This window comes from Corynebacterium mastitidis DSM 44356 (assembly GCF_000375365.1).
GTDB lineage: Bacteria > Actinomycetota > Actinomycetes > Mycobacteriales > Mycobacteriaceae > Corynebacterium > Corynebacterium mastitidis.
On the sequence record NZ_AQXB01000003.1, the window covers coordinates 150,576 to 173,443 of the forward strand.

A 22,868-nucleotide genomic window follows, 5' to 3' on the forward strand; every position below is an offset into this window, starting at 1 on the left:
ATTCAGGGGCCTACCAGATGCGCACCCTGTCCTCCGGGGCCACCCACATCGGGGAATCCGGGCCCACCTCGGGGAAGGCCTCGTAGAACTCCGCCACGTTGGCGGCGATCACGTTGCAGCGGAACTCCGCGGGGGAGTGGGGGTCGATGGCCAGGTATTGGGTGGCCATCTCCGGGCGGATGGCGGTGCGCCACACCCGGGCCCAGGCCAGGAAGAGGCGCTGGAAGCCGGTGAACTGCGCGCCCGCCACGGCGGGGTCGGCGCCCTCCACCTCGAAGGGGGCCGTCTCGGAGCCGTCCTGGCCGTGGTCGGTCAGCCAGCGCTTGTAGGCCACCACGGCGATGCCCAGCCCGCCCAGGTCCCCGATGTTCTCGCCCAGGGTAAAGCGCCCGTTCACGCCCGCGCCCTGCACCCCGGACTCGCGCAGCACGGTGGGCACCAGGCCGTCGAACTGCTCCACCAGCTTTTCTGTCAGTTCGCCGAAGGCGGCGCGATCCTCGTCCGTCCACCAGCTCCGCAGGTTGCCGTGGCCGTCGAACTGCGAGCCCTGATCGTCGAAGCCGTGGCCGATCTCGTGGCCGATTACCGCGCCGATGGCGCCGAAGTTCTCCGCCGCGTCCGCCTCCGGGTCAAAGAACGGCGGCTGGAGGATCGCGGCGGGGAAGGTGATGTCGTTGACGGTGGGGTTATAAAAGGCGTTGACGGTCTGCGGGGTGCTCACCCACTCGGCGCGGTCCGTGGGCTTGCCCACCTTGGCCACCTCGTAGTCGTGGAGGAAGGCCGAGCCCGCGCGCACGTTGGCCACCAGGTCCGCGCCCGCAGGGGAGAAGGAAAGGCCCTCGTAGGAGCGCCAGGTGGCGGGGTAGCCGATCTTGGCCTGGAACAGGCCCAGCTTGTCCAGGGCGCGCTCCTTGGTGGCCTGCGTCATCCAATCCAGGGCCTCGATGCGCTCCCGGTAGGCCGCCGTGAGGTAATCCACCAGGCCGAGCATCTGCTCCTTGGAGCTGGCCGGGAAGCGCTCCTGCACATAGGCGCGCCCGATCTGGTGGCCCACCAGGGACTCCGCCAGGCCCACCGCGCGCTTCCAGCGCTCGCGCTGCTCCGTGGCCCCGGAGAGGCGGCGGCCGAAGAAGTCAAAGTTCGCCTCGGAGATCTCCGGGCTGAGCACCCCGGCCCGGCTGCTCAGGATGTGCCAGGCCGCCCAGAGCTTCCACTCCTCCAGGTGCTCCGGGGTGAGCAGCCCGGCCAGGTGCTCCACGTAGGAGGGCTCGCGCACGATGAGGCGGCGCTCCGGCAGGCGCGCCCCGCGCAGCAGGGTCTGGACGATCGCGGGGAGATCGCCGAACTCCGTGGGGTTGTTGGTCTTAATGGCGTCGCGGCTGGCCACCACGTCCCAGTGGCCCCGGGCGAGGCGGGCCTCGAACTCCACGACGGTCGCGGCGGCCTTCGCGGGGGCGTCGGCGGCGCCCAGCGCCTCCGGCTCCAGGAACCCGAGCATGCGCTCCACGTGCTCCCGGTAGGCCGCCAGCGTCTCCGCGTGCTCCTCGGCGCGGTAATAGGCCTCGTCGGGCAGGCCCAGGCCGGACTGCACCAGGTAGGCCACGTCCGTATCGCCCTCGGAGTCCTTGGCCACCCAGAAGCTCAGCGGCGCGCCCACGCCCTCGCGGTCCAGCTCCCCGAGCACCCGGGCCAGCTCCTCGGGGGTGGCGGCCGCGCGCACGCGCGCCAGGTCCTCCCGCAGCGGGGCCACCCCGGCGTCCGTCAGGGCGTCGGTATCCATGAAGGAGGCGTAGAGGGTTCCGCCCAGCCCCTCGTCGGACTGGAGGATGCGGTGGACGTCCGCCTCGGCGGCGTCGCGCAGGGCGTGGAAGATGCCATCCACCCCGCGATCAGCGGGAATGGTGTGCGTGGCCAGCCAGGGACCGTTAATAAAATCGTAGAGATTCTGCATGGGCCCCACTGTACTGTGGTGTCCATGCCCAGATACCGACTCCAGCCGGACAGGCCCACGCTGCTGTGGTGGGGCCTCGTGGCGCTCACCGCCGCGTACTTTGGCGCCCCCGCCGCCCTCAACGCCGCGATCCCGGAGCGCTCCGCCACCGCGGACCCCGTGGTCCTCGGCGCCGACGGCTACGACTGGGAGATCCCCGTGGCGGGCCTGGACTGCCGCGGTAGCGCCCTCTCCCTCACCAAGAGCTGGACCTGCGGCGATACCCTCGTGCACTCGACGATCGTGGGCGGCGTGCAGGACGAGGAGGTCACCCTCGGCAGGCTCGTGCGCGGCACCAGCGAGGCCATGCTCTACCCCAGCGAGGGCGCCACCGTCACCGAGCACAACGGCGTGCCCATGCTCATCGACGGCGACACCGTGGCCCTGCTCTACCACGGGCCCGAGGAGGACTACCTGGGCGTGGTTGTGGAGGGGCCCCAGCACGGGGTGCTCGACAAGATCTTCGACGCACTGGACGCGGACTCCCAGGACGGCCCCGGGAACAAGGAGGAGCAGGAATGAACCGACTGAGCGCGATCTCCCTGGGCATCGCCACCGTCCTCGGGCTGGGCGCGATGGCGTTCCAGCTGCTCACCGCCCTCATCATCAGCCCCGTCTCCCTGGGCATTGGGGCGGGCCTGGGCCTCCTCTACGTGCTCCTCGTGGTGCTCCTGCTCGGCCGCAGCCCCATGTGGCCGCGCGGCGCGTACCTCTGGGCGCTCCCCGCCCTCGTGTGGGGCGGCGGGGTATCCCTGGGCCTGGCCACCACCGTGGGGCTGCCCGTCTCGGAGATCCCGGAGAAGCTGGGCTGGGACCTCGTGGCGGCCTCCATCGGCGGCGCCTACCCCGAGGAGTTCAGCAAGGCCCTGGGCGTGGCGATCATCCTGCTGAGCTTCCGACGCCTCAACCGCCCCTGGCACGGCCTCATCGTGGGGGCCGTGGTGGGCCTGGGCTTCGAGACGATAGAAAACCTCGTCTACGGGCTCACCGGCGCGATCCTCGACCCGAACTCCGACACCGCCGGCGCGCTTGGCCTCTGGGGCCTGCGGCTGCTGGCGGGCCCCTGCCTGCACATCATCTTCACCGGCATCGCTGGCTGGGGGATTGGGCTGGCCCTCTACACCGCCGAGGTTTCTCTTATGTGGCGGCTCTGCCGGGTGCTCGGCTGGTTCCTCGTGGCCTTCGGCCTGCACTTCTCCTGGAACCTCCTCTACGGCAACGAGGCTGCCCAGATTGCCAACATGATCGCCGTGGCGCTGGTGATGTACCCACTGGCGGTGTGGCTGTTCATCCGGGGCAATCGACGCGCGCGCCGGGACGACACCTACGCCTACACCGAGCGACCGCTGCGCACGGTGGCCGAGGCTGTGGCCGTGGGTGGTCGCGGGGCTTCCGCTACCGCCGCTGCTCCTGCCGCGCGATCGGCGCAAACACCGCCCCGGTAGCCCGCGCCAGCGCCTGCGGGCTTAGGCTGATATCGAAGCCGCGCCTGCCCCCGGACACCACGACGGCGGGAGGCCCCTCCAGGGAGGAATCCACCACCGTGGGCAGGCGCTTCTTCTGCCCGAGCGGGCTGATCCCGCCCACCACGTACCCCGTGACCCGCTCCGCCACGGCGGGATCGCACATGGTGGCCCTCTTGGAGCGCAGCGCGGACGCCATCGCCTTGAGATTGAGCTGATGGGTGACCGGCACCACCGCCACCGCGATCCCCGAGTCTGTCTCCACCAGCAGCGTCTTGGCGATGTGATCCGGGGATATGCCGCGTGCTTTCAGCGCGGCGGCCGCCTCCCGGCCGAAGTGGTGGTTGGCGGGATCGTGCTCGAAGCTCAGGGGCTCGAAGGGCAGGCCCGCCTTCTCCAGGGCCAGCGTGGCGGGTGTGGCGTGTGCGTGGTGGGCTTTCTTGGCCATGTAGACCAGTCTAGGGCCGGGGCTCTGGCGGCTGTGGGGCGCGGCCGTGGGGGTGCCATTGGAGGTCGGGACGGCCGTGTGTGGGGCGCACTGGCACCCTTTCGCGCCGGGGCGCGCGGGTGAGGAGGGGGAGGGGTGGGGACGTGAGGTGGCCTCGTGGTGGCGCGAGCGCGTTGGGGAATGGCGGGGAAACGGCCGCAGGGGTGCCAGTTCAGCCCGGAACACCGGGCGACGCCCCGAGGTGGCACCCCTTAGCGCGTTGCCGGGCGCGCCGCGCCGCACGGCTGCGGCGTGTGATCGTGCGGTGCGGGTCGTGGCGTCGTTCGTGCCGTGGGGAGTCGCGTGGCGCGCGGCCGTGAGGGTGTCACCGGGGATCAGCCGGGGCGGGTTCGGGCTGAACTGGCACCCCTTAGCGCCGCCGGGGAGCGTGACGGGGAGCGCAGCGCCGCGAAATCGGACAGCCCCTGCCGGGGTGCGCGACCGTAGGGGTGCCACCGCGGCCGCAGAAACCAGGCGACACCCCGCGCTGGCACCCCTACGGCGGCGCCCCGCCCCCGCCCCCGCACATAAAAAGAGGACCGGCGCGCACGCACCGGCCCTCTTAAGAAAGCACCAGGGAGGTTACTTCACCGGGTCCACCCCGGAGTCGTTCAGCATGGGAACGTCCACCAGGACGTCGGGGATGCCAAAGGCATCCACCAGCACGCCGGACCACGGTCCGATGGAGTCCACCAGGTCGTTGACCGCCGCGCGGGCGGCCTTGGTGCGGTTGCCGGTGAGGATGTTCTGCTCCTGGTACCAGCCCGCGTGCTTGAGGATGGTGGAGAAGGCGAAGAGGTGGCGCACCTGCTCCAGCACCGGGAAGGCGGGGGAGTCCTTGGGCAGCTCCTCCTCGGCCTCGACGAGGGCCTCGATGAGCATGCTGTCGATGCGCGCCCAGGCCAGGTCGATGAGGTGATCCTGGGCCTTGTCCACCAGCTTCACGGCGTCGGCGGGCTCCATCTTCTTGGCGTCCTTGAGGCGGCGGGCCAGGGACTTGAGCAGGTTGTACTCGCGCTCCTGGATGATCTTGATCTGGTAGCCCGCGTCGAAGAGGGAGTTGTCCTCGCGGTCGCTCACCCGGTCGATGAGGCTCTGCACGGTCAGCGGGATGGAGGTGCGCTGGCGCAGCACGTCGCTGATGCTTTCCACGCTGAACTTCACCATGTCGATGGGCGAGAGCTCGGAGAGGTCGCGGGCGTAGGCGGTAATCATCTCCTTGCCCACGAGCTGCAGGAGCACGGTGTTATCGCCCTCGAAGGTGGTGAACACGTCGGAGTCGGCCTTGAAGATGGTCAGGCGGTTCTCCGCCATGTACCCGGCGCCGCCGCAGGCCTCGCGGCACTCCTGGATGGTGTCGGTGGCGTGGGCGGTGGCGGCCACCTTCACGGCGGCGGCCCGGGACTCCGTCTCGCGCTGCTTGCGCAGCTGCTCCTCGGTGGGGTTGGCCACGTCCCATTCCCCGCGGTTGATGGCGGAGGTCTGGTCGTGCAGGCGCTCGATCATCTGGTTCTGCAGCATGGCCAGCGCGTAGGAGCGGGCCAGGCGGGGCAGCAGGCGCAGGCGGTGGGCGCGGTGGTCGATCAGGCGCTTCTCCTTGCCCGGCAGGCCCTCGAACTGGCGGCGCCGCATCGCGTAGCGCAGCGCGATCGTCAGGGAGGCGCGGGTGGCGGCGCCGCCGGCGGCGCCCACGGCCACGCGGCCGCGAATCAGCGTGCCGAGCATAGTGAAGAAGCGCCGGTTGCGCGACTCGATGGGGGAGGAGTACACGCCGTCCTCGGAGACGTCGCCAAAGCGGTTGAGCAGGGCCTCGCGGGGCACGCGCACCTTGTCAAAGCTCAGGGTGCCGTTGTCCACGCCGAGCAGGCCGCCCTTGTGCCCGTGGTCGCCGATGGTCACGCCGGGCAGGGTGTTGCCCTCCTCGTCGCGGATGGGCACGAGCAGGCAGTGCACGCCGTGGGATTCCTTGACGCCGGGGGTGTAGAGCTGGGCGAATACCGCGGCCATGCGCCCGTGCTTGGCGGCGTTGCCGATGTAGACCTTCTCCGCGGAGGGGGTGGGGGAGTCCACGATGAACTCCTTGGTCTCCGGGTCGTAGGTGGCGGTGGTCTCGATGTTCTGGACGTCGGAGCCGTGGCCGCGCTCGGTCATGCCGAAGCAGCCCAGGAGTTTGAGGTCGATGATGTCCTGGACGTAGTGGGAGTGGCGCTCGGTGCCCAGGGCGTCCACGGCACCGCCCCACAGGCCCCACTGCACGCCGCCCTTGACCATGGTGGAGAGGTCCGCGTAGCCCACCATCTCCAGGCCGGTGAGGGTGGCGCCGGTGTCGCCCTCGCCGCCGTTCTCCGGGGCAAACACGCCCTTTTGCATCTCGGTCTCCGCGAGGATGCCGAGCTTGCCCAGCATCGCCTCGCGCGCCTCGTCCATGCTCAGCGTGGGGTCGTGCAGCAGCTTCGCGCCGGTCTCCCCGCTGATGGCCTTGCGGAAGGTGTCGCGGGTGCTGGCCCAGCGGCCGTCGAGGAGCAGGCGCAGGTCCTTGGCGGCGGCGGGGTCGGGGGTGGTGGGCAGGGTGCGGGGGCTGCCCTTTTCCGGGGTGGCGCGGTTCTTGTCAGTCATGATGGGAAACTCCTAACAAAAAGTGATTAACGCTCGATGATGGCGACGACGCCCTGGCCGCCGGCGGCGCAGATGCTCACCAGGGTGCGGCCGCCGCCGTTTTCTTCCAGGGTCTTGGCGGCGGTGGCCAGGATGCGGCCGCCGGTGGCGGCGAAGGGGTGACCGGCGGCAAGCGAGGAGCCCTTGACGTTGAGCTTGCTGCGGTCGATGGCGCCCAGGGGGGCGTCGAGACCCAGGCGGTCGCGGCAGTAGTCGGTGGATTCCCAGGCCGCCAGGGTGGCCAGCACCTGGGAGGCGAAGGCCTCGTGGATCTCGTAGAAGTCGAAGTCCTGGAGGCTCAGGCCGTTGCGGGCCAGCAGGCGCGGCACCGCGTAGGTGGGGGCCATGAGGAGGCCGTCGGGGCCGTGCACGAAGTCCACGGAGGCGGTCTCGGAGTCCACCAGCCAGGCGCGCACGGGGATGTTGTGCTCGCGGGCCCAGTCCTCGGAGGAGAGCAGGGCCACGGAGGCGCCGTCGGTCAGCGGCGTGGAGTTGCCCGCCGTCATGGTGGCCTGGGCGCCGTGCTGCTCGGCGTCCTTGCGGCCGAATACCGGCTTGAGCTTGGCGAGCTTCTCCGCGCTGGTGTCCGGGCGCAGGTTGGTGTCGCGCTGCACGCCCAGGAAGGGGGTGATGAGGTCGGTGAAGAAGCCCGCCTCGTAGGCGGCGGCCAGGTTCTTGTGGGACTGCACCGCCAGCTCGTCCTGGTCGGCGCGGCTGATGCCGAACTCGCGGGCGGTGATGGCCGCGTGCTCGCCCATGGACAGGCCGGTGCGGGGCTCGCCGTTGCGGGGCTGCTCGGGGGCGAGCTGCGAGGGGCGGATGGAGCCGAGCAGCTTGAGGCGGTCGGCGGCCGTCTTGGCGGTGTTGAGCTTGATGAGGGTGCGGCGCAGGTCGTCGCCCACGGCCAGGGGGGCGTCCGAGGTGGTGTCCACGCCGCCGGCCAGGCCGGACTCGATGCGCCCCAGGGCGATCGCGTCCGCGACCTGGATGGCGCTGGTCAGGCCGGTGCCGCAGGCGTGCTGCACGTCGAAGGCGGGGGTGCGCGACCCGAGCGCGGAGCCGAGCACGCACTCGCGGGTGAGGTTGAAGTCGCGCGAGTGCTTGAGCACGGCGCCCGCCACGACCAGGCCGAGGTCCTCGTCCTGGAGGCCGTACCGGGCCACGGCACCGTCGATGGCGGCGGTGAGCATGTCCTGGTTGGAGGCGTTGGCGTACTCCTTGTTGGAGCGCGCGAAGGGGATGCGGTTTCCGCCGAGGATCGCAACCTTGCGGGGGGTAGTCATGTGTGCTCCGTCCTGTAGGGTTCTGCGTGACATCTTAACGTGACTCAAAGCATAAGCGTTGAAAATCTATAATGTGAATCACTGACTTGGCTGCTACGGTAGACAAAGATGTGGCGTGAGCACAACGCCGTCCCCCACAGAGTTAGGAGATTACACCGTGCCCTCCAAGCAAAAAGGCCTGCTAGAGCAGTTGATTAACTCCCCCCTCGCGGGCAAGGCGGGGGTGCCGCAGGGCGAGCCGCTGCGCCGCTACACCCCCGGCGAGCCGCTTCTCGACGCCCCCGTGGTCACCGGGGGTGCCCCCGGTAGCCGCTACGAGGCGGGGCTGAAGGACCTGCTCGGCGGCGACTACCAGTACATCGGCCCCGAGGCCGACACCAAGCGCGGCGCCATCGTCTTCGACGCCACCGGCATCGCCCGCCCCGAGGACCTGCACGAGCTGTACGACTTCCTCCAGCCCCAGATGCGCAAGCTCGCCCCCTGCGCCCGCGTGGTGGTGCTGGGCACCACCCCGGAGCTGGTGGCGGACCGCGACGAGCACATCTGCCAGCGCGCGCTGGAGGGCTTCACCCGCTCCCTGGCCAAGGAGCTGCGGCGCGGCGCCACCGCGCAGCTCGTGTACCTCGCCCCCGAGGCCCCCCTCAAGGCCGCCGAGTCCACCCTGCGCTTCCTGCTCTCCGGCAAGTCCGCCTACGTGGACGGCCAGGTCATCCGCGTGACCACCGACGCCCCCGGCACCGCCGACTGGGAGCGCCCCCTCGACGGCAAGGTGGCCGTGGTCACCGGCGCCGCGCGCGGCATCGGCGCCACCATCGCGGAGGTCCTGGCCCGCGACGGCGCCAAGGTCATCTGCGTGGACATCCCCCAGGCGGGCGAGGGGCTCACCGAGACCGCCAACAAGGTCAAGGGCACGGCCCTGCCGCTGGACGTGACCGCCCCCGACGCCGCCGACCGCCTCCGCGAGCACGCCGCCGACCGCCACGGCGGGCCCATCGACATCATCGTGCACAACGCGGGCGTGACCAGGGACAAGCTGCTGGCCAACATGAACGAGGGCCAGTGGAAGATGGTGCAGAACATCAACCTGGTGGCCCCCGTGCGCATCACCGAGGGCCTGCTGGCCAACGGCGGGCTTGCCGACGGCGGCCGCGTGGTGGGCGTTTCCTCCATGGCGGGCATCGCGGGCAACCGGGGCCAGACCAACTACGCCACCACCAAGGCCGGCGTGGTGGGCCTGGTGGACACCTTCTCCGAGGAGCTGGCGGAGCGCGACATCACGGTCAACGCCGTGGCCCCCGGCTTCATCGAGACCGCCATGACCGCCGCCATGCCCTTCGGCCCGCGCGAGGTGGGGCGCCGCCTGAACTCCCTGTCCCAGGCTGGCCAGACCATCGACGTCGCCGAGACCATCGCCTACCTCGCGGGCAACGCCTCCGGCGCGGTCACGGGCAACACCGTGCGCGTGTGCGGCCAGAACCTCCTGGGGGCGTAAATGGCACACCACGACCTTCCCGCCATCCCGGACCTGATGGCCGAATACCGCAACGCGGCGCGCGACCTCCTGCCGGTGGTAGGAACCACGCGGCGCGCTACCGGGGACCCCAGCACCTCCTACGGGGTGCGCGGGGTGACCATCGACCCCGCCCACCTCGCCGCGTACACCCAGGCCACCGGCCTGCGGCTGGGCAACACCGTGCCGGTGACCTACCCCTACGTGCTGGCCTTCCCCCTGGCCATCAAGGTGATGGGCGCCCCGGACTTTCCCTTCAACGCCGTGGGGGCCGTGCACCTGACCAACGTGATCGAGCAGCACCGCCCCATCGCGCTCACCGACGCCCTCGATATTAAGGTGCACGCGGAGAACCTGCGCCCGCACCGCAAGGGGCTGCTCATCGACATGGTCACGGAGGTGACCGTGGGCGGCGAGCTGGCGTGGCGGCAGACCTCCGGCTTCCTGGCCAAGGGGGCCAAGCTCTCCGGCCCCGCGGCCTCCGGCGGTGCCCGGCCGGAGGACAACGGCTCCCTGTTCGGCGGCCACCCGGAGATCCCCGGCGGCACCCCCACGGCCCAGTGGCGGGTGACCCCGGCGGAGATCAAGCGGTACGCGCAGGCCTCCGGGGACAAGAACCCCATCCACGTCTCCGCGCTGGGGGCCAAGGCCTTCGGCTTCCCCACCACCATCGCCCACGGCATGTGGTCCGCCGCAGCCATGCTCTCCGGGCTGGAGGGGCGCATCGCGGACGCCGTGCGCTACAGCGTGGAGTTTGCCAAGCCCGTGGTGCTTCCCGCGCGCGTGTCCTACTACGCCCAGGCGGGCACGGGCGGCGCGTGGGACCTGCAGCTACGCAAGACCAGCAAGCCCGCCACCCTGCACGCGGTGGCCCGGCTGGAGGCGCTGTAGGGGTTATCCACGGCGCTAAGGGGTGCCATTGGGCCGGGCGGGGAGCCGCCACCGGGCCCGGTGGCACCCCTTCGGTCGTTCGAGGGGGCGCGGCCCCGAGGGGAAGGCCCGGTCGGGGCGGGGTCGAGACGCCGGCGCGCGGCGGCGCTTAAGGGTGCCACCTTAGCCCCCGATCGCGCCGACCCCGCCCCGGTGGCACCCCTAAGAGCGCGGCGCCCCAACCCCCAAGCCCCCGACCCCTAGTGCTTGGTGTCGATGTTCATCTCGCCGGGGTTCCACAGCCCGGACCGGGTGACCTCGCGGTGGGTGATCTCGGCGGTGTCGGGGGCCCGGCCGTCGGCGTTGGTGCGCGGCTCGTAGATCTCGATGGAGCCCCAGTCGCGGCCCCAGTCGTCGCGCAGGTAGCTGGGCAGCTCGTAGGACTCGTTGACGGCCTCCACGGTGCCCATCGGGCCGCCGCCGGTGTAGTTCTGCACCGGCGTCAGGGTGGACTTGCCGGGGTAGTCCGGGGAGATGCGGTAGGAGGGGATCTCCGTCACGCCCGCGTAGTGGTCGAAGGTGCGCTGGCAGGGGAACTGCAGCGGCACGGGCCAGTCCAGCAGGCCGGGGCGCTCGGAGCCGATGACGCTCTCGATGCTGTCCAGGGTGGGCACGCGCGGCGGGGTGATGCCCAGCCACTCGTCCTCGTCGAGGTTGACGTCCTCGGCCACGATGCGCACCACGGTGGCGCCCTCGGGGAGGTCGGCCAGCGGGTAGCGCAGGTTGCGCCAGTTGGGGGTGGGGCCGGCGTCGTGCATCTCCACGGCGCCGGTGTCCGTGACGGAGCCGTCCGCCTGGCGCGTGCCGTACTCCAGAACCAGGTTCTGGCCGTCCTGCTCCACGCCGTTGATGTCGTGGTGCTTGATCTTGCCAAAGGCGGAGACCACCACCAGCGGCGCCTCCTCGGTCCGTTCGGCGGGCAGCTCGTACCAGGCGGTGGTGACCTTGGCCGGGCGCTGGTTGTCCTCCTGGTAGGAGCCGAGCACCGGGACCACCTCGTAGTCGAGGTCGAAGGGCAGCTCGTGGGTGGAGCCGTTCACGCCGCGCTGGTTGGTGGAGCGGGAGCCGCCGGAGTTGCCGTTGTCCTGCCCGGAGTCGGAGCTGCCCTGGGCGTTATCGGACTCCACCTGGTCCGCGATCGCGGAGCCCGGCCCGCGGGAATCGGAGGACTCGTCCTCCACGCTGCCCGGCAGGTTGTTCGGGCCGAAGCCTCGGTTCTCCCCGGCCTCCAGGGACTCCCCCAGGGGGATGCCGTCGGTGGGGGTGAGGAAGGAGTCGTTCGTGTTGGTCTCGACCAGCGCATCCGAGGCCAGGCCGCAGCTATTGCCGCCCAGGTTGCGCAGGTTGCCCGCGCCCACCGTGTAGGCCGGGTACTGGCTGGCGAAGGCCTTGCCGAAGCTCAGCAGGGAGAACGCCACCACCACGGCGCTGAGCACGGCGATCGGCGCGGAGGCCAGGCCCGCCCAGCGCGAGGAGGCGTTGCGACGCCGCCGCTGGGCCAGCATCTCGTCCACGGTGCCCAGCGCCTCGGCGCGGGCGCGGCGCATGTCCCCGAGGAAGGAGAGCACCACGCCCACCACCAGGATGGCGATGGCGGCGTACAGGACCACGGAGGAGGCCTCGATCGCGTGGAGCTGCACCGGCTTATCCCACCACGGGACGCGGAAGCTGGACACGTACCACCAGCCGTTGTTGCCCGCCAGCGCCAGCGCGAAGAGCAGGAGGAACCCGCCGATGGTCATGGCGCGGGCGCGCGCCGAGCGCACCACCATCGCGCTGAGCGCCACCGAGGCCACGGCGGCCAGCGCCGCGGCGGTGCCCGCGTTGGCGCCGAAGTGGTGCGTCCACTTGGTGGGCGTGAACATGAGGAAGAAGAACGTCCCCACCACGATGATCACCAGCCGCACGGTGGGGCCGGACGCCGCGCCCGCGATCTTCTTGTTGCGCAGCAGCGTGATGGCCACGATCGCCAGCGAGGCGAGGAACATGAACATGGGGAAGCGGCGGGTAAACGAGCCGTCCACCGAGGAGGTGGACAGCAGCGACTGGTAGCGCGCGAACTCCTCGTGCCACGGCAGGGCGGGGCCGATCTCCGAGCGCACCCGGGTGGCCTCCAGCACGGCGGCCAGGGTCTGGTCCCCGAACATCCCCACCAGCACGGCGGTGCCCGTGGCGAGCACCGGGGCGAGCATCGCCAGGGCGGCCACGACGTTGGCCCCCGCCGTGGCGCGCTCCTCGCCGCCGAGCAGCGGCAGGCGCGCGTACAGGATGCGCAGCAGGGGGGACAGGGCGGCGAACAGCGCCGCCACCGCCATGAGGCCCGTGGGCCCGGTGGCCAGGGAGAGCGCCGCGAGCAGCACGCCCATCGCGCCGGGGAACAGGCGCCTGGTCTCGATGGCGCGCTCGAAGGCGGCCCAGGCGAGGACGGACCCCATGGCGATGATGGGCTCCGGGCGGGTGCCGTTGTTGTAGGGCAGCCAGAACGCCAGCAGCACCAGGGCGGCGGTCCACTGGGCCAGGCGGCGCTGGCCCACCCGCCCGCCGAGCCGGGGCAGCAGGTAGCGCGAGAGCACGAACCAGATGATCAGCCCGGAGAGCAGGGCGGGCAGCCGCATCCACGTCGAGGCCGTGGTGACCTTCGCCATGAGGGTGAGCAGGTCGTAGTAGGGCCAGCCGAAGGGGGCCTCCGGCACGCCGAACCAGCGGTAGTAGTTCGCCATGTAGCCGGAGTGCTCGGCCAGGCGCGCCATGGAGAGGATGTAGCCGTCGTCGGCGGTGTTGGCGCCGAAGAAGTGCCAGGCCACCAGGACGGAGCCCACGAGGGCGTCCAGGGCGCGGGGGCGCCACCACCGGGGCGGCAGCATCGCGGCGGGGCGGGCGCCGTCCAGGCGATCCAGGCGGCGCAGGCACCACAGGGAGACCAGCATCATGGCCACGCCGACCCACCCGGCGGCCTGCTTGAGCAGCGTGGGCGAGGAGGTAAAGCGGGAGTTGATCTCCACGTGGGCGCTTAAGCCGGCGTCGATGAGCCCCCGCGCGGCGTCGTCGTTGAGCTCCGTGTACAGGCCGGTGACCTGGGGGCGGACGTCCTCCTTGGATGTGGAATCCGCGGTGGCGGAGTAGTCGGTGCCCTCCACCCAGGCCCTGGTCTCCTCCTCGGTGGAGCTTAGGGAGAGCACGGCCTGGTCCGGCAGCGCGCGGGCCTGATCGGCGCTCAGCTCGAAGAAGGCCTCGCCGCGCACCGAGACGTCGATGGCGCCGTCGAAGGAGCGCACGAACAGCCCGCGGTGGGCGGCGTCCGTGGAGTCGCCCGGCAGGGTTCCCAGCAGCAGGGACTGGCCCTCGCGCAGGTTCCCCGCCGCCGAGAGCGGGATCTGCGCCTCCATGCTCTGCGGCGTGTAGGAGATCAGGGGCGCGTTGACGGAGTTGACGCTGCCGTTCTGCGGCCACTGGAGGCTGGACTGCACCTGGTGCACCGGCAGCAGCGGGGTGGCCAGGAAGAGCAGGAAGCCGAGCAGGCCGGTGACGATGGCCAGATACTTCAGCCAGCCCGGGGCCTGCTGCGCGGGAGCGTGTGGTGGTGCGGGGGACGCTTCGGAGGTAACAGACACAGGCCGTTAGTCTACGGCACCGGCCCGATCCCCCTCCGGCGAGACTCGCGTGACCACCACGAACGGCCCGATCTGCGCGGCCGCCCAGCGGTCCGGGTCCGCGAAGGCGTCCGGGTTGAAGAACACGCCCCGGTACCGCACGTTGGGGTGGTTCGGGTAGATGTCCTCCGCCAGGTGGAGCTTGAACCCGGTCTTGGTGTCCGTGGCGGCGTCGCGCTCGGCCTCCAGGTCCCCGCGGAAGAGGAAGACGTCGGGCGCGCGCCAGGGCTTCTCGTGCAGCGCGGCGTCGAAGGCCTCCGGGGTGGCGAGGTCGTCCCAGGAGCGCAGCGCCCACTGCTCGATGGCGGCGTTGCGGCGGTCGAACTCCCCCAGGGGGTTGGCGTAATGGCTGGTAAAGGCCTGGAAGCCGTAGTAGGGGTGGAAGCTCATGAAGCGCGTCTCATCCGCCAGCACCACCGTATCGGCGGGGTCGTGGCCGTGGCTTTGGATCTCCCGGTCGATCTCCGCGTAGTACTGCGTGGCGTTGGGCGCAAAGCGATCCGCGCGCTCCCCGTACCCGTCCGTGTCAGAGTAGGCGTAGTCCAGGTTCTCCTGGTGATGGGTGGGAATGTTCTGCGCGTACCGCACCCCGGCAAAGCACAACACCACCACCAGCGCCACCGTGATGCCGCGCTGCGTGGCCCGCCAGGTGCCCGCCCCCAGCCGCTGCGCGTAGAGCGTGGGGTAGAACGTGCTGATCCCCCGGCGGCGCATCCAGGCCAAGCCCATCACGCCCGCCGTGGCCAGTTGCAGGGCCACCAGCATCTCCACGCGGAAGCCCAGCAGCGTCACCCCCACCAGGGTGAGCACCATCGAGGCCAGGCACCAGGAGTACTGGCACAGCAGCACCAGCAGCAGCGCCCCCTCCTCGGCCCGGCGCCAGCGGGTGAGCAGATACACCAGGCCCACCATGCACAGCACCCCCACGATGGAGGCCGCGAGGAAGGGCATGGGGAACTCCGCGCCCTCGCCCGGCAGGTAGTGCATGGCGGTGGCCCCGGAGCGCTCCCGGCGGTGCAGCGTGGCCCACAGGTAGGGGCCCCAGGTCACCAGGGCGAGACACACCGCGCCGGTGCCCACCGCCGCCAGGCGCGCCACCGGCCGCCAGGAGCGCCGGGCCGCCGCCAGCGCCAGGGCCAGCACCACCACCGAGCCCGCCGCGATGGCCGTGAACAGGGTGTACATGGTGGCGGACACGCCCAGGAACACCGACACCCCCGCCGCCGCGAACCAGGAGCCCGCCAGCGCCCTGCGCGCGATCACGGACATCGCGGGCACGCCGAGCGCCACGATCACCGCGTACGGCTCCTGCGGTCCCAGTTGCAGCATGAGGCACGTGCTCACCAGGGCGATGCCCGTGGCCGCGGGCAGCGAGCCGAGCAGGCGCTGCCACACCGGCACCAGCAGGCACGCCGCCGCCGAGATGGACACCAGCGCCCACGGCTGGTACACCTCCCAGCCCGGCATGCCCAGCGCGTTGGCCAGGCGGCCGCCCAGCCAGAACCACGTGGGCGGGTAGTAGGTGGGCATGTCGATGTAGTTCATGTCCGACAGCGAGGCGGTCTGCGCCATCCGGCCCAGGAACTGCGTGCGGAAGGCCTGATCCACCTGAAGCCCGTCGATGTACAGGCGGGTGGCCGCCAGCGGCATGCCCGTGGTGGTAAACACTAGGGCGGCGGGCGCGAGGTACCCGGCGGCGTGGGTGAGCACCGCGTGCCACCGGGGTATCGCGCCGCCGCGCATCCACCAGGCCATCAGCGCCCCCACCACCACGATCACGGCGGCGCTGCCCGCCGTGGCGAGCGCGCGCGTGACCATCGAGGTGCTAAACGCGGGCAGGGACACCTGCTTGGCCAGGAACCAGAGCAGCAGCGTCAGCGCGGCCCCCGCCGCGGGGGCCAGCGCCATCGCGGCGAGGGTGCCGCGCCGCCCCAAACGGTCTGTAGAACTCATGGGCACAGTCTCCCACACGCGCCCCGCCCCGCGCGGCGCGCCGGGCGGGGGAGCGGTGTGTGCTTGCCCTCTCGCGCCGGGCCTCAAGGGGTGCCACCTCGGCCCCGGGTGGGGCCCGCGCCCCGGAGGCGGCACCCCGTGGGGTGGAGCGGGGGTCGCCGCCCCGCCGCTCGACGCCGCCCCTCCCGCGGGGCCCGCGCCCGGCCCAAGGGGTGCCGGTGGGGGCGTGGTGGGCCGCCCGGCGGGGCCGGTGGCACCCCAACGGCCCCGCGTCCGGGGCGCAAAAAAGCGGCGTCCCGCCGGGGGACGCCGCCTGGGGTGGTGCCGCCGCGCCTTAGAAGGGCAGGAGGCGGAAGATCTGGCGGGGGATGAAGGCGAAGGCCGCCGTCACCCACCGGAAGGCCGGGTGGACAAAGATGATGTCCTTGCCGTCCGCCACGGCGGCCACGGTGTCCTTGGCCACGCGCTCGGCGGACACGGTCAGCGGCGCCTCCTTGACGCCCGCGGACATCTTGGTGCGCACCTGGCCGGGGCGCACGGTGAGGACCTTCACGCCCGAGCCGCGCAGGGCCTCCCCGAGCTGGGTATAAAAGCCGTCGAGGCCCGCCTTGGCCGCGCCGTAGACAAAGTTGGAGCGGCGCACCCGCACGCCGGCCACGGAGGAGAGCGCCACGATGCTGCCGTGGCCCTGCTTCTTCATCGCCTGGCCCAGGAGCACGCCCACGGAGACGGGGCCGGTGTAGTTCACCTGCGCGGAGGCCACGGCCTTGGCCTGGTCCTGCCACAGCTCCTCCTGGTCGCCCAGGGTGCCAAAGGCCACGATGGCCACGTCCACGTCGCCGTGGGAGAAGGCCCGGGCGATGACCTCGGGGTGGGTATCAAAGGCGGTGGCGTCGAAGTCCAGCACCTCCACCTCCGTGGCGCCGGCCTGGGTGAGCTGGGCCGCGGCGGCGTCGATACGCGGGCTGTCGGCGCGGGCGGCCAGGGTGACGCGGGCGGGGCCGCGCTGGAGGAACTCGGCGGCGATGGCCAGGCCGATCTCCGAGGTTCCGCCGAGGACGAGGATGTTTTGGGCTTGGCCCACTGCGTTCAACATGGTGTGCTCCTTAGCGCAATTCGAGGCGGCGGGACATATCGGAGGCAAAGACCCCGTGGGGGTCGATGGCGTTGCGGGTGCGCAGCCAGCCCTCCATGCCGGGGTACATGGCGTGGAAGTTCTCGGCCGAGGTGCGGGACTCCTTGGCCAGGTACAGGCGGCCGCCGAACTCCATGACCTGGCGGTCGAGGTCGTCGAGCAGCGCGCCCAGCCCGGGGCGGATGGGGAAGTCCACGCACACGTTCCAGCCCGGCATGGGGTAGGAGAGCGGGGCGCGGTTGCCGGGACCAAACAGCTTGAACACGTTGAGCGCGGAGTAGTGCCCGGAGGCCTGGATCTGCTTGATGATGTCCTTGAACGGCTCCACGGCCTCCACGGGCACCACGAACTGGTACTGGAGGAAGCCCTTGGAGCCGTAGCCGCGGTTCCACTCGCCGATGAGGTCGAGGGGCTGGTAGAACTGCGTGAGGTTCTTCACCTGATTGCGCGCCGGGGCGCCCATCAGATAGTAGGCCTGGCCCACGGCGGAGAGGCTGAGCTTGTTGAGCGTCCAGGAGGGGAACACGTCCGGCACCGTCATGAGCTGCGGGGCGTGGAACTTCAGGGGGTCCTTGGCCAGCTTGGGGGAGAGCTCGCGGAGCTGATCCAGGGTGGCCAGCGAGCCCCGCGAGATGGTGGCGCGGCCCAGTTTGGGGGCGGGGGAGATGGCGTCGAACCACGCGGAGGAGTATGTGTAGTTCACCTCGGAGCCGTCCGAGTGGAAGGCGATCGTCTCGTCCAGGGTGTCGGTGCGGTCGGTGTCCGCGATGAAGAAGGCCGTCTCCGTCTTGGTCATGCGGATCGCGGCGCGCAGGATGATGCCGGTCAGGCCCATGCCGCCCACGGTGGCCCAGAACAGCTCGCCCTCGGGGTCGTCCGCGGAGCCCTCGGGCTCCAGGTGCAGCACGCGGCCGTCGGCCACCAGCAGCTCCATGGACACCACGTGGTTGCCAAAGGAGCCTGCCGAGTGGTGGTTCTTGCCGTGGATGTCCGGGCCGATGGCGCCGCCGATGGTCACCTGCCGGGTACCCGGCAGCACGGGAACCCACAGGCCGTAGGGCAGGGCCGCCTTCATGAGCTGATCGAGGGTCACCCCGGCGTCCACGTCCACGAGGGCGGAGTCCGGGTCGATGGAGTGGATGCGGTTGAGCGGCTGCATGTCCACCACGAGGCCGCCGCCGTTTTGCGCCGGGTCGCCGTAGGAGCGGCCCATGCCGCGCGCGATCACGCCGCGGCGGGCGTACTCGGGCTTGGCGGAGTTCTGGTCCGCCACCTGGGCCACGGCCTCGATGATCGTCTCCACGTCCGGGGTGGACAGCACGTGGGCCGTGGACGGCGCGGTGCGGCCCCATCCGTAGAGGGACTGTTCCTTGGTCTGGAATGCCATGATGTGTCAGGAATCTTTCCGAAAAGGCGTACTAGATACTGCACCTACCTTAGCGGCACCGCGGGGCGGGGCTTAAGGGCGGAGGCGCGGATCACAGGTGGGTGGGCGCGGGTGCGGGTGTGCCTGGCCGGGTGGGCGCGGGTGCGGTGGCCCCGCTGCGCCTCGGGGTCCGACGCCGCCCCCGACCCGGCACCGTCGCGGCGCCGGCCCGGCACCGCCCCGCAGGCGAGCCCCTAGAGGTCCATGATCTCCCGGATGCGCTCGGGCAGCCCCTCCTGCGAGGTGATCTCGGGCCCCTCGTAGGCGCGCAGCTCCTGGTACACCAGCACCCGGCTGGCGGAGTCGAGCAGCGGCAGCTCCTGGGCCAGCAGGCGCGTCATGAAGTCGTCCAGGGGCAGGTTGGTGCGCTGCGCGGCCTCGTGGCTCTCCGGGTGGCCTTTTCTTCCGAACATGGCTCCCAAGGATAGCTAGGGTGGTGGGCATGACGCAGACGGATTATTACAGCGTGGACGATACCCGCGCGGGCCGGCTCGCCCAGGCGGCGTTCACGGGAGCCTGGGAGGCCCTGCAGGATTACATCCCCTCGCGCCCCCGCCGCCTCCTTGCCAGGACCGCCCTGCTCGCCGGGGGTCTTGGCCTCGTGGCGGCGCTGAACATGCACGACGAGGACCCCAACAACGACCCCGCCGCCCTGCTCGAGGAGGTGGACCTTACGCCCGCCCAAACCTGGGCCGCCTTCCTCGGGGGCGTCGCCGCGCTGGCGGCCTCCTCCAAGACCAGCGGCTGGTGCCGCGACCGGATCGCCGGGATGCTGCGCCGCCGGGGCGTGGCCCGCCCCTACACGGCCTGGGGCCTGGCGGTGGGCGCCGTGACCTTTGTGGTCTCGGAAGCGCAGGCGCGCCGATGATCGCGGTGGTCGACGAGCGGCCCGACGCCACCGTGGTGTGGCACGTGCAGACCACCGTGGGCGATACCGCCGTGATGTCCGGGGCGTGGATCGTGGAGGACCCCGCCGACCTGCTGGTGGGCGCGGTGCGGGTGGAGCCGGGAGCCGAGGTGGTCGAGGACCTCGCCCGCGCCATCTCCGCCGAGCGCGACCGCGTGCGCGAGGCCTGCGAGGGCGCGGTCAAGGGGCTGCGCCTGGACCCCCTGGTGGTGCCGGACCTCGGCGTCCTGGCCTCCGCCTACCAGGGCGAGCCCGTCGCCCAGCGCGCGTGGGTCACCGCCACCGCCCTGGCCCAGCTCGTGCAGCAGTGGCACACCCTGGAGACCCAGCGCCGCTCCCGCAAGCACCTTCAGGAGGTCTTTGGGCGGGAGATCCGGCCCCTCCCGCTGCGGAACCATGCCGAGGCATAGCGCCACCGTGGTCCTCCAGACCTCTAGCGTGCAGGGGGACGTGGAGGTCTACCGGCACCTCGGCGTGGATTCCTCGCTGACGCTGCGGGACCTCCACCGCGTGCTCGGGCTGAGCTTTGGGCTTATCGACGCCCCCCTCCCCCTGGGGATTCACGCGGGCCGGCCACGCGATCAGCGGCGACGCCCTCGTGGGCGACCACCTGGGCGCGGCGGGCGCGGAGCTGACGTACCACTGGGGGCTGTGGCAGGTGCGGCTCCACACCATCGACGCCTCCGAGCGCGACCCCCGGGTGCCCCGGGCGAGGTGCGTGGGCGGCTCCGGGAGCTTCCGGCACGCGCCCTTCGACCTCTACGCCATCAACGCCGCGCTGGAGTCCCTGCCGGATCGGGGGTAGGGGCGTGGTTGGTGGGGTGCGGGTTTGGTTGGTGGAGTTGGTGGAGTGCGGCGCGGTGCCTGGGTGGCGTGGATGGCGGGGAATGGCCGGTGCGGCGAGTAGACGGCGGGGCGCGCGTGCGCCCGCGCGAATGAAGTAGGCTGACGGTTTGTGCAGGATCTCAAGAGCCAGGGTATTCGTTTTCTGATCAGCGGCGGCATCTCCGCCGTGGTGGATCTGGGCCTGACCTGGGTGTGCAACGTGCTGGTGGGCATGAGCATCCCTGCCTCGCGCACCATCGGCTTCGTCTTTGGGACCCTGGTCGCCTACATGATTAACCGCCGCTGGACGTTCAGCGCCGAGCCCTCCTGGCGGCGCTTCCTCGCCGTGATGTGCCTCTACGCCGTCACCTACGGCATCAACGTGGGCGGCCAGACCGTGTGCCAGCGGCTCTTCCAGGACTGGGGCTGGGACCACAATCTCGCGCTGCTGGTGGCCTTCGTGCTCTCCCAGGGGACGGCCACGGTCATCAACTTCGTGATGCAGCGCACGTTCATCTTCCGCACGCGCTAGGCGCGTTGTGTCGGGGGGCGTGGTGGCGCGGGGACACCGCGCTTTGGGGTGCCAGTGCGCGGGGGACGGGGCCGCCGCGGGCGCCACTGGCACCCCAAAGTGCCGTGAGAGGCGGCGGTGCGGGGTGTCCGCGCACGGGTGGGGGTGCGTGGTGGGAGCTGCGCGGCGTCGAAAAGCGCCCCGGTTAGTCGGGGCGGTGGAAGCGTTCCTTCCTGCCCAGGCGGTGCAGCCGGAACCACTCCCGGAAACCGGCGGGGTCGTGCTGCTGGACGAGGAAGAACCAGGCAAAGCGCGCATATTCCTGGGGAAGGAGCTTGCGCATGCCGGGCTGGCTCATGAGGTACCCGCGGTTGCGGTACGTGAAAAACCGCTTGGCCTCGCTGCCGGGATACTGGGTGTGCATGCGGCCCCCCAGGATGGGCTTGAACTCCTCGGAGCCGTCCGGGTGCAGATACGCCGTGGTCAGCGCCGTGCCAAAGCGCAGGCCCGAGCGGGCGAGGCGCCGGTGGTACTCCACCTCGTCGCCGCGAATGAAGAGCCGATAGTCGGGCACCCCGATGATTTCCATGGCGCGGGCCGAGATGAGCGCCCCGTTGAACAGGCTGGCGATCCCGGGGAGGAAGTCCCCCTCAAGCTGATCCACGGAGCGTTTCCACGTCAGGCCCTGGCGCAGGGGGAAGGCCAGCCTGGTGGGATGCTCGATGTTGCACACCACCGGGGAGACCTCGTGCAGCCCGTGGCGCTGGGCCACGTCGGTGAGCGTGGCCAGCACGCTCTCGTCCTGGGGCCGTCCGTCGTCGTCCGCGCACCATATGGAGTCCGCACCGAGCGCGAGTGCCGTGAAAAACCCGTAGGCGAAGCCCCCGGCCCCGCCGAGATTGGTGGCGCTCGGCACGTACACGCCGCGCTCCCCGGCCACCTCGTTCACGAGGTCCCGCACGGCATCCTCGGCGGCATTATCCACCACGATCACCCACCGCACCGGCCTGGTTTGTTGGCACACCTTCTCCAAGGAGGCGCGCAACTGCTCGACGCGCCTGTGCGTGACAATCACGGCGGCAACGGAATCAGACCAGTTCAGAGGCGGGATCATGCCCTACATTCTGCCACGCTCCTATGCCACCGCCACACGGGATGATCCCCGAACGGGGAGCGGCGTCCCTGCGCAATGGCGATGATGTCCGCCACCACCTCGTTGAGGTGATGATCCACGCATTCCGAGGTGTAGCGCAGGGCGTAGTACCCCTGGCTGATGGCGTCGTTGGTTTTCCAGCGGTCCTTGACAAAGGCCTCGGTGCCGCTATGGAACCTTGTTCCGTCGATGTCGATGAGCACCTTTTTCTTGCCGTGGACAAGGCAGTCCCAGTAATGGCTCCCTACCTTCACGTTTTGGGCGATCTTCCACCCCTCGCGTTTGAGCATGCGGAATACCTTGCGCTCCGTTTCGCTGTCCGCGCCGATGGACGCCCTGTTCAGGATGGGCATGAGGGCCTTGCGGGACGCGGTTCCCAGCCGAGCGAGGTCCCTGCACAGGGCGGGCGGCCCTTTTCGTCCGGCGTAGCTGAGTTCCACGACGCGCATGAGCACGTCCTGCGAGCTATCGCGCAGGCGGCGTCGGACGGGCTTGAGCGCCGAGACGAGCGCGCGCGGTGAGAGCAGAGAAAGGTCGCGGACCACCGCCGCCGCGCACATGACGGAGATGCCGTCCACGAGGGTGGTGGGGATGCGGCGCCGACGGGTCAGGACGAGGCAACGATTCCCCTTGTCCGACTTGCCCCGGGGCACCACGGCGTGGAGGGGCAGGGTCACCTCCTGGCCGAGCAAGAGCTGAATGGCGGTGATCCCTGTGAAGGCCAGGTGGGGCTTGAGCAGTGAGTATGCCTCGCAGAGCTGGCGCGGGGTGAGCCGCTGCTCCGAATACAGCCCGCGCATAATCCTGTGCAGCGTGCCGTTGTGAAGCCGACGCGCAATGGAGTGCCGCGTCTCTCCCATGCGCCTGAGCTCGGCGGTGGAGACCACCAGGATGCCCCCGATTCCCATGCGTACCATCTCTACCCCCGTGTTGATCTTGGTTGTTGCTCACCCTAGCGCGGCGGTGGGACACGAGTGTTCGAATGACGGC

General features: G+C 70.8%; 19 protein-coding genes. 8 read left to right on the forward strand and 11 right to left on the reverse strand.

The features are described from left to right. Positions 1-10 precede the first annotated feature (10 nt). On the reverse strand, positions 11-1,951 hold the full coding sequence (locus tag B140_RS0104770; RefSeq protein ID WP_018118214.1) for a M13 family metallopeptidase: 1,941 nt from the start codon (positions 1,949-1,951) through the stop codon (positions 11-13). 24 nt (positions 1,952-1,975) lie between these two features. Here B140_RS0104770 and B140_RS0104775 point away from each other — a divergent pair, with 24 nt between their 5' ends. Both B140_RS0104775 and B140_RS0104780 read left to right on the forward strand, forming a co-directional pair. After that, positions 1,976-2,512 (forward strand): hypothetical protein, encoded by a 537-nt coding sequence (locus tag B140_RS0104775; protein WP_156801659.1) that lies wholly within the window; start codon positions 1,976-1,978, stop codon positions 2,510-2,512. Continuing rightward, complete coding sequence (locus B140_RS0104780) at positions 2,509-3,435, forward strand: PrsW family intramembrane metalloprotease (RefSeq protein WP_018118216.1); 927 nt, start codon at positions 2,509-2,511, stop codon at positions 3,433-3,435. The genes B140_RS0104775 and B140_RS0104780 overlap by 4 nt, the downstream gene beginning before the upstream one ends. Here the strand turns inward: B140_RS0104780 and B140_RS0104785 are convergent. From B140_RS0104785 to B140_RS0104795, 3 genes are all read right to left on the reverse strand, one after another. Then, positions 3,386-3,901 carry an aminoacyl-tRNA deacylase gene (locus B140_RS0104785; protein ID WP_018118217.1) on the reverse strand — a complete coding sequence of 172 codons (516 nt, stop codon included), beginning with the start codon at positions 3,899-3,901 and terminating at the stop codon, positions 3,386-3,388. The genes B140_RS0104780 and B140_RS0104785 overlap by 50 nt on opposite strands. Before the next feature lie 621 nt (positions 3,902-4,522). Further along, complete coding sequence (locus B140_RS0104790) at positions 4,523-6,556, reverse strand: acyl-CoA dehydrogenase family protein (RefSeq protein WP_018118218.1); 2,034 nt, start codon at positions 6,554-6,556, stop codon at positions 4,523-4,525. A gap of 26 nt (positions 6,557-6,582) precedes the next feature. Further along, the gene (locus B140_RS0104795) at positions 6,583-7,878 is read right to left on the reverse strand and encodes an acetyl-CoA C-acetyltransferase (protein WP_018118219.1); all 1,296 of its coding nucleotides are present in this window, start codon (positions 7,876-7,878) and stop codon (positions 6,583-6,585) included. Between the two features lie 157 nt (positions 7,879-8,035). Here B140_RS0104795 and B140_RS0104800 point away from each other — a divergent pair, with 157 nt between their 5' ends. Further along, positions 8,036-9,370 carry a 3-oxoacyl-ACP reductase gene (locus B140_RS0104800; RefSeq protein WP_018118220.1) on the forward strand — a complete coding sequence of 445 codons (1,335 nt, stop codon included), beginning with the start codon at positions 8,036-8,038 and terminating at the stop codon, positions 9,368-9,370. Then, positions 9,371-10,279 (forward strand): MaoC/PaaZ C-terminal domain-containing protein, encoded by a 909-nt coding sequence (locus B140_RS0104805; RefSeq protein WP_018118221.1) that lies wholly within the window; start codon positions 9,371-9,373, stop codon positions 10,277-10,279. It begins immediately after the preceding gene. A gap of 239 nt (positions 10,280-10,518) precedes the next feature. Here the strand turns inward: B140_RS0104805 and B140_RS0104810 are convergent, their stop codons facing one another. The 5 genes from B140_RS0104810 to B140_RS0104830 form a co-directional block, all read right to left on the reverse strand. Next, positions 10,519-13,929, reverse strand: a complete 3,411-nt coding sequence (locus B140_RS0104810; RefSeq protein ID WP_018118222.1) for an arabinosyltransferase domain-containing protein — start codon at positions 13,927-13,929, stop codon at positions 10,519-10,521. Between the two features lie 6 nt (positions 13,930-13,935). Continuing rightward, positions 13,936-15,921 (reverse strand): galactan 5-O-arabinofuranosyltransferase, encoded by a 1,986-nt coding sequence (locus tag B140_RS0104815; protein WP_083912234.1) that lies wholly within the window; start codon positions 15,919-15,921, stop codon positions 13,936-13,938. A 334-nt stretch (positions 15,922-16,255) separates the two neighbouring features. Further along, entirely contained in the window at positions 16,256-17,017 is a 762-nt protein-coding gene (gene dprE2, locus B140_RS0104820) for a decaprenylphospho-beta-D-erythro-pentofuranosid-2-ulose 2-reductase (protein WP_018118224.1), read from the reverse strand. A gap of 10 nt (positions 17,018-17,027) precedes the next feature. After that, complete coding sequence (gene dprE1 / locus B140_RS0104825) at positions 17,028-18,443, reverse strand: decaprenylphosphoryl-beta-D-ribose oxidase (RefSeq protein ID WP_018118225.1); 1,416 nt, start codon at positions 18,441-18,443, stop codon at positions 17,028-17,030. A 233-nt stretch (positions 18,444-18,676) separates the two neighbouring features. Continuing rightward, on the reverse strand, positions 18,677-18,895 hold the full coding sequence (locus B140_RS0104830; protein ID WP_018118226.1) for a hypothetical protein: 219 nt from the start codon (positions 18,893-18,895) through the stop codon (positions 18,677-18,679). 29 nt (positions 18,896-18,924) lie between these two features. Here B140_RS0104830 and B140_RS13710 point away from each other — a divergent pair, with 29 nt between their 5' ends. The 4 genes from B140_RS13710 (at position 18,925) to B140_RS0104850 (ending at position 20,746) form a co-directional block, all read left to right on the forward strand. Next, the gene (locus tag B140_RS13710) at positions 18,925-19,350 is read left to right on the forward strand and encodes a hypothetical protein (protein ID WP_156801660.1); all 426 of its coding nucleotides are present in this window, start codon (positions 18,925-18,927) and stop codon (positions 19,348-19,350) included. Next, positions 19,347-19,799, forward strand: a complete 453-nt coding sequence (locus tag B140_RS0104840) for a hypothetical protein (RefSeq protein WP_018118228.1) — start codon at positions 19,347-19,349, stop codon at positions 19,797-19,799. The genes B140_RS13710 and B140_RS0104840 overlap by 4 nt, the downstream gene beginning before the upstream one ends. A 116-nt stretch (positions 19,800-19,915) precedes the next feature. Next, the gene (locus tag B140_RS11985) at positions 19,916-20,194 is read left to right on the forward strand and encodes a hypothetical protein (RefSeq protein ID WP_018118229.1); all 279 of its coding nucleotides are present in this window, start codon (positions 19,916-19,918) and stop codon (positions 20,192-20,194) included. A gap of 150 nt (positions 20,195-20,344) precedes the next feature. Then, on the forward strand, positions 20,345-20,746 hold the full coding sequence (locus B140_RS0104850; protein ID WP_018118230.1) for a GtrA family protein: 402 nt from the start codon (positions 20,345-20,347) through the stop codon (positions 20,744-20,746). Between the two features lie 184 nt (positions 20,747-20,930). On the opposite strand, the gene glfT1 is transcribed toward B140_RS0104850, so the two are convergent. Together glfT1 and B140_RS0104860 are read right to left on the reverse strand one after the other, a co-directional pair. Continuing rightward, entirely contained in the window at positions 20,931-21,839 is a 909-nt protein-coding gene (gene glfT1, locus B140_RS0104855) for a galactofuranosyltransferase GlfT1 (protein WP_026166006.1), read from the reverse strand. Next, positions 21,836-22,795: an endonuclease domain-containing protein gene (locus B140_RS0104860; RefSeq protein WP_083912236.1), complete on the reverse strand. Its 960-nt coding sequence runs from the start codon at positions 22,793-22,795 to the stop codon at positions 21,836-21,838. Before B140_RS0104860 ends, glfT1 begins: the two co-directional genes overlap by 4 nt. Positions 22,796-22,868 lie beyond the last annotated feature (73 nt).